Source organism: Candidatus Hepatincolaceae symbiont of Strigamia maritima, assembly GCF_055505085.1.
Genome location: NZ_DBKDTU010000136.1, coordinates 1 through 9,227, shown reverse-complemented (window position 1 = coordinate 9,227; position 9,227 = coordinate 1). Strand labels below are relative to the sequence as shown.

The 9,227-nt window shown below is 28.8% G+C and carries 8 protein-coding genes; 7 read left to right on the top strand and 1 reads right to left on the bottom strand.

Annotated features, from left to right (window positions below; all coding sequences use genetic code 11):
• Positions 1-462 precede the first annotated feature (462 nt).
• The 4 genes from gpmI to ACQCX0_RS03475 all read left to right on the top strand — a co-directional run bounded on the left by gpmI (position 463) and on the right by ACQCX0_RS03475 (position 4,720).
• Positions 463-1,998 (top strand): 2,3-bisphosphoglycerate-independent phosphoglycerate mutase, encoded by a 1,536-nt coding sequence (gpmI, locus tag ACQCX0_RS03490; protein WP_462562787.1) that lies wholly within the window; start codon positions 463-465, stop codon positions 1,996-1,998.
• Positions 1,999-3,015 carry a murein hydrolase activator EnvC family protein gene (locus tag ACQCX0_RS03485; protein ID WP_462562786.1) on the top strand — a complete coding sequence of 339 codons (1,017 nt, stop codon included), beginning with the start codon at positions 1,999-2,001 and terminating at the stop codon, positions 3,013-3,015.
• 102 nt (positions 3,016-3,117) lie between these two features.
• Positions 3,118-3,585 (top strand): RNA pyrophosphohydrolase, encoded by a 468-nt coding sequence (locus ACQCX0_RS03480; RefSeq protein ID WP_462562785.1) that lies wholly within the window; start codon positions 3,118-3,120, stop codon positions 3,583-3,585.
• Between the two features lie 214 nt (positions 3,586-3,799).
• A complete protein-coding gene (locus ACQCX0_RS03475; RefSeq protein WP_462562784.1) occupies positions 3,800-4,720 on the top strand; it encodes a sodium:calcium antiporter in 921 nt (306 codons plus the stop codon).
• Between the two features lie 4 nt (positions 4,721-4,724).
• Here the strand turns inward: ACQCX0_RS03475 and ACQCX0_RS03470 are convergent, their stop codons facing one another.
• The gene (locus ACQCX0_RS03470) at positions 4,725-5,336 is read right to left on the bottom strand and encodes a CmcI family methyltransferase (RefSeq protein ID WP_462562788.1); all 612 of its coding nucleotides are present in this window, start codon (positions 5,334-5,336) and stop codon (positions 4,725-4,727) included.
• 193 nt (positions 5,337-5,529) lie between these two features.
• Between ACQCX0_RS03470 and ACQCX0_RS03465 the strand changes: the two genes are divergently transcribed.
• The 3 genes from ACQCX0_RS03465 to ACQCX0_RS03455 all read left to right on the top strand — a co-directional run.
• A complete protein-coding gene (locus ACQCX0_RS03465; protein WP_462562783.1) occupies positions 5,530-6,261 on the top strand; it encodes an SDR family NAD(P)-dependent oxidoreductase in 732 nt (243 codons plus the stop codon).
• A 402-nt stretch (positions 6,262-6,663) separates the two neighbouring features.
• Positions 6,664-8,505, top strand: coding sequence for an excinuclease ABC subunit UvrC (uvrC, locus tag ACQCX0_RS03460; protein WP_462562782.1), 1,842 nt, complete (start codon positions 6,664-6,666; stop codon positions 8,503-8,505).
• Positions 8,506-8,582: 77 nt separating this feature from the next.
• Positions 8,583-9,227 (top strand): LOG family protein (locus ACQCX0_RS03455; RefSeq protein ID WP_462562781.1); only part of this gene is annotated, 645 nt, incomplete at its 3' end.

Sequence of the window (9,227 nt, the reverse complement as noted above, 5' to 3'; positions counted from 1 at the left end):
CAATACATCAAGGATATTTAGAAGACATAGATAAAGGTTTCAGAATTACTGAACAAGTGCTAAAATTCGTTTCTGAATACTTTAAAGAAAACATAAAATAACAAAATTGGTTAGTCAGGTATATAATTGCCAAAAAAATAGACACTTCACTTGAAAGTGCCTATTTACTTATGTTTTACCCCACTATATAAAAAATGACATATTAAACGGGACAAATTGATTTCTATTTTCATATTTTCCCATGTTTTCCCATATTATTGCGGGTTTTTTAAACGAACTGTAGTAGTAAAATATAGCTATTCTATCCCATTATATCTTGTCTCATTACAGAACAACTCTACAGAATTCAAAGTATTACTTTGAATCACCCCTATAATCGTAACTAAAAATTAAAGCATTTTTTAGTAATAACAAATATGTTATATTTAATTTAGTATTTAATAAAAAAGAATTGGAAACTTGATGACTAACAAAGTCTTATTATGCATTTTAGATGGCTGGGGAGAGCGTCTTGAAAAAGAGTACAACTCTATAGAATTAGCAGATACTAAAAATTGGCACCGATTTTTAAAAGAATATCCTTCTTCTTTACTCATTACCAGCGGACTTGATGTCGGGTTACCTGAGGGACAAATCGGAAATTCAGAAGTAGGACACACTAATATCGGAGCAGGACGGGTAGTATATCAAGATTTACCAAGAATTAACAAAGCTATTGCCGATAAAGAATTTGCTATTAATACAGAATTATTAAAAGCCTTAACAAAAGCTAAAAAACTCTCCGCCAACATTCACCTCATGGGTTTATTTTCTGAAGGAGGGGTACACTCACACGTAAAACATTTTCTTTATGCTATAGAAATATGTGCTAAAGCTGGGGTAAATACTTATTTACATTTATTTACAGATGGCAGAGATACTCCACCGCAAAGTGCTAAAAACCATCTAGCTCTTTTAAATGAGTTAATAAATAAATATCCAAACCTAATTAAAATTGCCACCATAAGTGGTAGATATTATGCTATGGATAGAGATAATAGGTGGGAACGTACAGAACTTGCCTATAATGCTATAGTAAGTGCTCATGGCCCTAAATATGTAACAATAACAGAGGCAATTGAGGATTCTTATAAAAATAATATTACTGATGAGTTTATTAAACCCTCAATTATTGATAATTACCAAGGTATGTTAAATAATGATATTGTTTTTATGATAAATTTTAGGGCAGATAGAGTTAGGCAACTGCTAAATTCTTTATTTTTTAGAAGTTTTGAAGACTTTACTAGAACTAAAACTATAAATTTTAGTTACAAATTAGGGATGGTATCTTATTCTAAAGAATTAGATAAACACTTAAGAATATTATTTCCTACTGCTAATTTAAATAATACTTTAGGAGAAATTTTAGCTAAAAATTCTTATAGCCAATTAAGAATAGCAGAAACCGAAAAATATCCTCATGTTACATTCTTTTTTAGCGGAGGACGTGAAGAACCCTACGATTTAGAGAAACGTATTTTAGTACCTTCCCCAAAGATCTCAACTTATGATTTACAACCCGAAATGTCTGCTCCTACAATTACAGAAAACTTATTAAAATCTCTCTTAGAAGATAAACCTGATTTTATTGTAGTAAATTATGCAAATGGTGATATGGTAGGACATACTGGTGTTCTCAGTGCTACTATTAAGGCTGCCAATACTCTTGATAAAATTATAGAAGAATTAGAAGCTACTGTAAAAGTAGCAGGATATATCTTGCTTATGATAGCAGATCATGGTAATTGTGAAACCATGTGGGATTATGTAAACAATGCACCTCATACCCAACATACGACTAATCCTGTAAGAATGGTTTTAATTAATCCACCTCCGGATAAAACGGAAGTTACTTTAAATAACGGTAGATTAGCTGATGTTGCTCCTACTGTATTAGAATTAATGGAGTTAACTATTCCGGTAGAAATGACCGGTAAATCTTTACTTAAAAGATAGATGCAACCTAGCTTACTAAAAAATTTTAGGCTCTTTAGCTATTTATTACTTTTTGTATTATTACCTTATAAAAGTATTGCTTTTACAGCTAGTAATCAAACTAAAATAATTATTTTATCAGAAAATATTCGGAATAATGAGATTCAATTAAAGAATCTTAATGAATATATTGCTCTTTTAGAAATTAAAAAAACATCTCAAATCCAAAAAATTAATGATAGCAAATCCAAAATAGCTTTTTATGTAACTGCCATTTATCGTTTTGAAAAAGTTCCCTCTCAAGTATTATTAATAAAAAATTTATCAACTTTTGAAATAGCAAAAACCTATGCTGTAATTAAATACGCAATTCAATATTTAGTTACTGAAATTAAAGCCTCCACTATTAAATTAAAGGATATAGAAAACACCCAAAAAGAGCTAAATATCTCCCAAAGAAAACTCAGTAGTTTAACTAAGGATATGCAAAAAAATATGCGGATACTAAGATCTTACTTAAAAAATAATTCTCAACAGAAATTTTTAGCACAAGCAAAAAAATTAAATGCTTTAGCAAAAAAATCAAAAAGTTTATATTTTCTAATTAACTCCCTTAATACTCACAAATTTACTAAAGAAGAAATAGCACAAGATAAATTTTTGGAACAATATAGGGGTAAACTATTATGGCCCAATTCCGGTTTCTTAAAAAATAGTTTTAAGACATCTAAAAATTATATTCATTCCTATGGTATTGTCTTAATAGCATTGGGAAATTCTCAAATTATTACCCCAATGGACGGAGAAATACTTTTTGCCGATTCTTTTCATGATTTTAAAAATGTGGTAATCATTCAACATTCACCGTCTTATATTAGTATCATTGCAGGAAATTATGATATTAGCGTTAAACCAACACAATTAGTAAGAGCTCATGAGGTAATTGGCTTAACAAAAAAAAGAGCCTCACCGTTATATTTTGAATTAAATTACAGGGGAATCCCTATTAATCCTTTACTTTGGTTAGAAAAAAAATAATTTATTTTTAATCAGGCTTGTAGTTCCATATTTTATGCTAACTATTCCTGTTTCTTAGTTTTTTCTGTTAAAATATTAGTACTAATTAGGAAATTAATAACTATGCTAAAAAATCAAGAGTTATACCGCAGAGGAGTTGGAGCTTTTTTGTTTAATCATGACAAAAAAATATTTATGGGAAGAAGAATTACTCCTAAAAACTGTTGGCAGATGCCTCAAGGAGGAATTGATAATAATGAAGCACCCAGTGAGGCAATATTTCGAGAGTTAGAAGAAGAAATTGGTACCAATAAAGTAGAGATTATCTCACAAACTACCTTGTTACGCTATAAACTTCCCTCTAATTTACGAAATAAATTTTGGAATGCACAATATGTTGGGCAAGAACAAATCTGGTTTGCTTTAAAATTTTTAGCTACCAACCAAGATATTAATCTAAATTTTTCTAATCATCCGGAATTTATAGATTATAAATGGGTATCTCCTCCGGAGATAATTAATCTTATTGTGAATTTTAAAAAAGCTATGTATCAAGAAATTCTAAACCAATTACAATCCTACCTTACTTAAGTAATGTTATGTTTAGTTAATTGTTTGATAAACATTGGTTTGTATTTTTAGTTTGATTATTTTTACAAAATTATTTTCTAAACCAACTTTCTATAGATAATAATCTCTCAGTATTAAGGGTTGCTACTCCTTAGATTCTTTAATAAAAATTAGGGTACTTTATATTATTGTGTTAAAATTGTCTATAGTATTTTATTAAAGGATACCACATAATATGATTTATTTTTTATTATGTATTGGTTTAGTGAGTTTATCCTTAGGAGCACACTATTTAATTCTGGGAGCTGCTTCTGCTTCTTTAAAATTAAAAATTAAACCCTTATTTATTGGCATTTTTGTGGTTGGTTTTGGTACCTCTTTACCGGAATTAATTGTATCCTTAACTGCCGCTCTCTCCGGTTATCAAGAACTTAGTTTAGGGAATATAGTAGGAAGTAATATTATCAATGTGTTTTTTATTTTAGCTATTGCAGCATTAATTAATCCTATTCTTATTAACAAAATTCCCCGCTTGGATCTTTATTTTTTAATAATTACTAATCTAATTTTTATTGTATTACTTATGTATTATAAATTTACTTTTCTAATTGGGTCTGGATTTATCTTAATAATAAGTGGTTATATTTATTTAAGTTACAAGTTTCACACCAAAAATTTTGCTAATGAATCAGTAGAATTATCCATAACAAAAACCATAAAAACTTTTACTATAATTTGTTATCTTATGTTAGGGTTTATAGGCTTATTCATAGGATCTGAATTATTAGTAGAGAATGCTGTAACTCTTGCTTTAATTCTTGGTATAAATGAAAAAATTATTGGAATTACCATAGTTGCCTTAGGAACTTCTCTGCCGGAACTAGCCTCAGTTATTGTTGCATCTGTAAAAAAGCATACAGCATTAATTCTAGGAAACATTATTGGTAGTAATATTTTTAATACAGTTTTAATTCCCGGCATAACTGCTTTAATAACTCCTCTAAGTAGCAAAAATTTCTCATATTATGATTTTACTTTTTTTATAACCGCTCTTGTAGCCTTATGTATCTTCTGTCTGATGAATAAAATTAACCGTTTTGTAGGCAGTGCTTTACTAGGTATCTATACCTTATACATTTGGTTGTTATTAATTTAAATAATTATCCCTGATATGAAGAATACGGTTCTTTAGTCGGTTTTTTCTCAAAAACAATGATACTATCATAGAAACTAATAGACTGGGTGGTTTGAGTAAACAATGGTACAGAGATAGACGTTTTTCTTTGCTCATAAGGAATACTCAGTTGTAAAAACCTATCCATATCCACATGGTAAGCAGATAATAAATCTATTTTTTCTTTAACAAAGTCTATAAAACTTTTATCATAGTCTTGATATCCTTCCCAATTATTACAGTGAATATCTTCTACCAAATATACCCCATTTGCTGAAATTTTATCATAAAGTGCTAAAAAGGCTTTAGTTTGTGTTTTCCAAGTATGTGCACCATCATCAATTACAATATCAATTTTAGGAAACTGCTTAATTAAACTCTCCATAAAAGCTAAGTTAGAACTATCACCAATCAATACTTCTATATTTTTAGATAAATCCTCATGTTGTTTACACCTATTATCAATATCTAGCCCAATTATATGAGAATTTTTCCCAAAATATTCTTTCCACATTAATAAAGAACCTCCATTTTGAACTCCTATTTCTAGAACATTAACAGGAGTATTTACAAATCTAGCAAAGTGTTTTTCATAAATATCAAAATAATGATGCCACTTATGAATTACTTTCCCGGTTTTATTATTAATAAAAAAATCATAGAGTTTTTGTGCTTAGGTTTATTAGTATTAATACTTTGTAATAGTTTTTTTATTTGCTCTATCATGCTACTTTCCTTTATCATTTAATTATTATATTAATAGTATAATACAATAAATTTGAGATCTTAGTATGAAACAATCTCTTACTTTAATAACCGGTGCAAGTCAAAGAATTGGTAAAGCAATTGCTATTCATTTAGCTAAAAATTCTATGGATTTAATTATTCATTATAATTCTGAAGCATCTGCAGCTCAAGAGTTACAACTAGAATTAATCAAACTTTATAAAATACAAGTATATTTAATTAAAGCAGATCTTACTATAGAATCTGAGGTTAGTGGTTTATTCCAAAAAATTAAAGACCAAACTCAAACTCCTGTAAATATCTTAATTAATAATGCTGCTATTTTTCTAAATGATACTATTTTTAATATCACTCCTGATGCTTTCGACAAACAATTCAAAATCAATCTTAAAGCTCCTCTCTTTTTAGCACAAAGTTTTGCCAAACAATTACCTAGTTCTAAGGATGGTTGTATTATTAATATAACTGACCAAAAAGTTTATAATAAAACTCCCAATTATCTATCTTATACTTTATCAAAATGTGCTCTAACTACTCTTACAGAGTTATTAGCTCTAAGTCTTGCTCCTACTATTAGGGTAAATGCAGTTGCTTTAGGATTAGTGCTGAAACATCATACTATGACTGAAGTAGCATTTCAGAAATTAAGTAATTCTTTTTTATTAAAAAAACCGCTAGCACCTACTGCCATTGCAGAAGCTATAGAGTTTTTAATTAATAATCCTTTTATTACCGCTCAAACTCTACATATAGATAACGGTGCACATGTAAGATAATTTTTTATCTTACATGAATAGGGGAAATTTTGTACTTTTCTAATAGTTATTAACACTTAATAGTTTTTTAATGATTCTTAAAAACAAGTTAATTTTTAAAAAAGCACTATATTTTTCTGGATTAATAAATGTATGCTTTATAAGGGTTACAGGAAGTATCTTATTAAAGTATTCACCTTAGGAAAAATAACTCTTATCAAGCAAGAATAAGAGCTGAGTAAAAGTTATCCACAGAATTATTCACAAATTTGGTGAATAAAAAATTCTCTGCTATGATTCCTTATAAATAACATAACGCCTTAAGACTAAAGATATTTTTTTTATTTTTAATCTTGACACGGATTTCTAAGGACTTTACCATAATGCCGTAAAGCTTCTGTCAAGGATAATTTTAATAATACTATGCAAAAAAATACTGGACACAACCTAATTAAATCCCTACTTCCTAAAATACCAGATAGTAGCGGGGTTTATAAAATGTTGAATCATAAAAATATGGTTTTATATGTTGGAAAAGCTAAAGATTTACAAAAAAGAATCACTAGTTATAGTAAAGATAAAAATCACGGCTCTAGAATCGAACATATGCTTGCTCAGGTTACTGCTTTAGATTTTGTAGTAACTAAAACAGAAGTTGAGGCTTTACTTTTAGAGGCAGATCTAATTAAGAATTTAAAACCTAAATATAATATTTTATTAAGAGATGATAAATCTTATCCTTACATTCACCTAGATACTAGTCATTCCTATCCTAGAATTACTAAAATTAGAGTTAAATATAAAAAGAATCTTGATTTAAAAAATCTATTCGGTCCGTTTGCTTCAACCCTTGCAGTAAATGAGGCAGTAGATTTGATCCAAAAAATTTTCTTATTACGTAGTTGTTCTGATTATACTTTTAATACCAGAAAGAAACCCTGTATTTTGTATCAACTTAAACGTTGTTCTGCTCCTTGCGTAGATAAAATTTCCTATGATAATTATAAGGATGCTATAAAACAAACTATAACTTTTCTTCATGGAAAAAATCTTAGTTTAAAAGAAAGTTTAATTAAAGATATGACCCAAGCTAGTAATGATAGAAACTTTGAGAAAGCTTTAATTTATAGGGATAGGATTCAAAAAATTAACCAAATTCAGACTAAACAAAATATTATTCTAAATCATAATATTAATGCTGACTTTATTGCCATAGCTACTAATCAATTTATAAGCAGTATTCAGGTTTTTATTTTTAGAGAAGGACATAGTAAAGGAACTTTAGTGTTTTACCCCAAACATTTGCCGGAGGATAGCATGGAAGAAATTTTAAGTGCTTTTATTCCCCAGTTCTATACTACCCATGAGGTTCCTGAGCATATTTTTTTGAATATGCTTCTTAGAGAAATTAATTTACTCCAAGAAGCATTAAGTTTTCAAAAACAACAGAAAGTTGTTATTAAAGTACCCAAAAGCGGAACTTTAAAAGAAGTTATGGATACCACTTCTTTTAATGCTCAAGTAGCACTAGAGCAACAAATAGCTACATCTGAAAAATGGTACGGCAAATTCCAAGAATTAGCTAAACTTTTTAACATCATCTCGGGAATTAGCAAAATAGAAATCTATGATAATTCACATCTCTACGGCACCCACGCTCTTGGAGTAATGGTTTGTGCAGAATATTCTGGTTTTAATAAAAAAAATTATCGTATCTTTAAATTAAAAGATGTAACTATTAAAGGTAATGATGATTTTGGTATTCTCAGAGAAGTAATAAGGCGTAGATTTCTAAGGGCTCTCAAAAATAATGAAATTCTACCAGAACTTATTCTAATAGACGGCGGATTGGGACAACTTAATATTGCAAAGGAAGTTTTAGTGTCTCTGGGTTTAAATACAAAAATTACAGCAATTGGTATAGCTAAAGGAAAAAATCGGCATATTGGTGAAGAAAAATTAATTTTAGACTCTAAACAAATATTAACCTTAAATGAAGATTCAGCCTCCTTACATTTCATTCAACATCTACGTAATGAAGCTCATAGATTTGCTATTAAAAATCAACGCAAAAGTAAACTCAAAGAAATTACTAAATCAGAATTAGATGCTATTCCTAGTATTGGCATTAAAAGAAAAAGAGATCTCTTAAATAATTTTGGTTCTGCTAAAAAAATTAGTGAAGCTAGTATTAATGAATTATTAAAAGTACCCAATATTAATCTAACAACCGCTACTCTAATTTATAATTGGTTTCATAATTAATTATGTAGCTTTTTATATAAAAAAGAGAAAAAACATAGTATACTATATTCTTAATTATCTAATAACTGTGAGTTCATATGTTTAAAAAAATGTTTGAAAATGAAGATTTTATGAACAGCAGAGATGCTAGAATTCTTAGAATCATGAGTGACTTTGTGGAACCCAAGCACAAGCTTGACCAAGCTGGTATTAGCAACACCATAGTTTTTTTCGGCTCAGCACGTATTTTATCACAAGAAGTAGCAAAACAAGAATTAGTATTTGCAGAGAAAAATCATCTTAATCAGGATCTTGCTAAAAAAAAGTTTGAGATGTCTAAATATTATGAAGATGCCAAACTTTTATCTAAAAAATTAGCTCTTTGGTCTAGTTCTTTAGAACAAACTAAGTTTCATATTTGTACCGGTGGCGGACCAGGTATTATGGAGGCTGCTAATCGTGGTTCACATGAAGCAGGTATTGCCTCTTTAGGGTTTAATATTTACCTACCCCATGAGCAAACTTCTAATCCTTATACAACTACCCAACTTTCTTTTAATTTTAATTATTTTTTTATGAGAAAATTTTGGTTTGCCTATCTCTCAAAAGCTTTGATAATTTTTCCCGGTGGATTTGGTACTATGGATGAATTTTTTGAGGTTTTAACCCTAATACAGACTTCTAAAATTCAAAAAGTTATGCCTATAGTAATTTATGGAATAAACTTCTATAAAAAATTATTA

Excerpts from the sequence above, each read along its gene's own strand:
- gpmI (WP_462562787.1), top strand. The coding sequence starts at position 463 with ATGACTAACAAAGTCTTATTATGCATTTTAGATGGCTGGGGAGAGCGT.
- ACQCX0_RS03485 (WP_462562786.1), top strand. The coding sequence starts at position 1,999 with ATGCAACCTAGCTTACTAAAAAATTTTAGGCTCTTTAGCTATTTATTA.
- ACQCX0_RS03480 (WP_462562785.1), top strand. The coding sequence starts at position 3,118 with ATGCTAAAAAATCAAGAGTTATACCGCAGAGGAGTTGGAGCTTTTTTG.
- ACQCX0_RS03475 (WP_462562784.1), top strand. The coding sequence starts at position 3,800 with ATGATTTATTTTTTATTATGTATTGGTTTAGTGAGTTTATCCTTAGGA.
- ACQCX0_RS03465 (WP_462562783.1), top strand. The coding sequence starts at position 5,530 with ATGAAACAATCTCTTACTTTAATAACCGGTGCAAGTCAAAGAATTGGT.
- uvrC (WP_462562782.1), top strand. The coding sequence starts at position 6,664 with ATGCAAAAAAATACTGGACACAACCTAATTAAATCCCTACTTCCTAAA.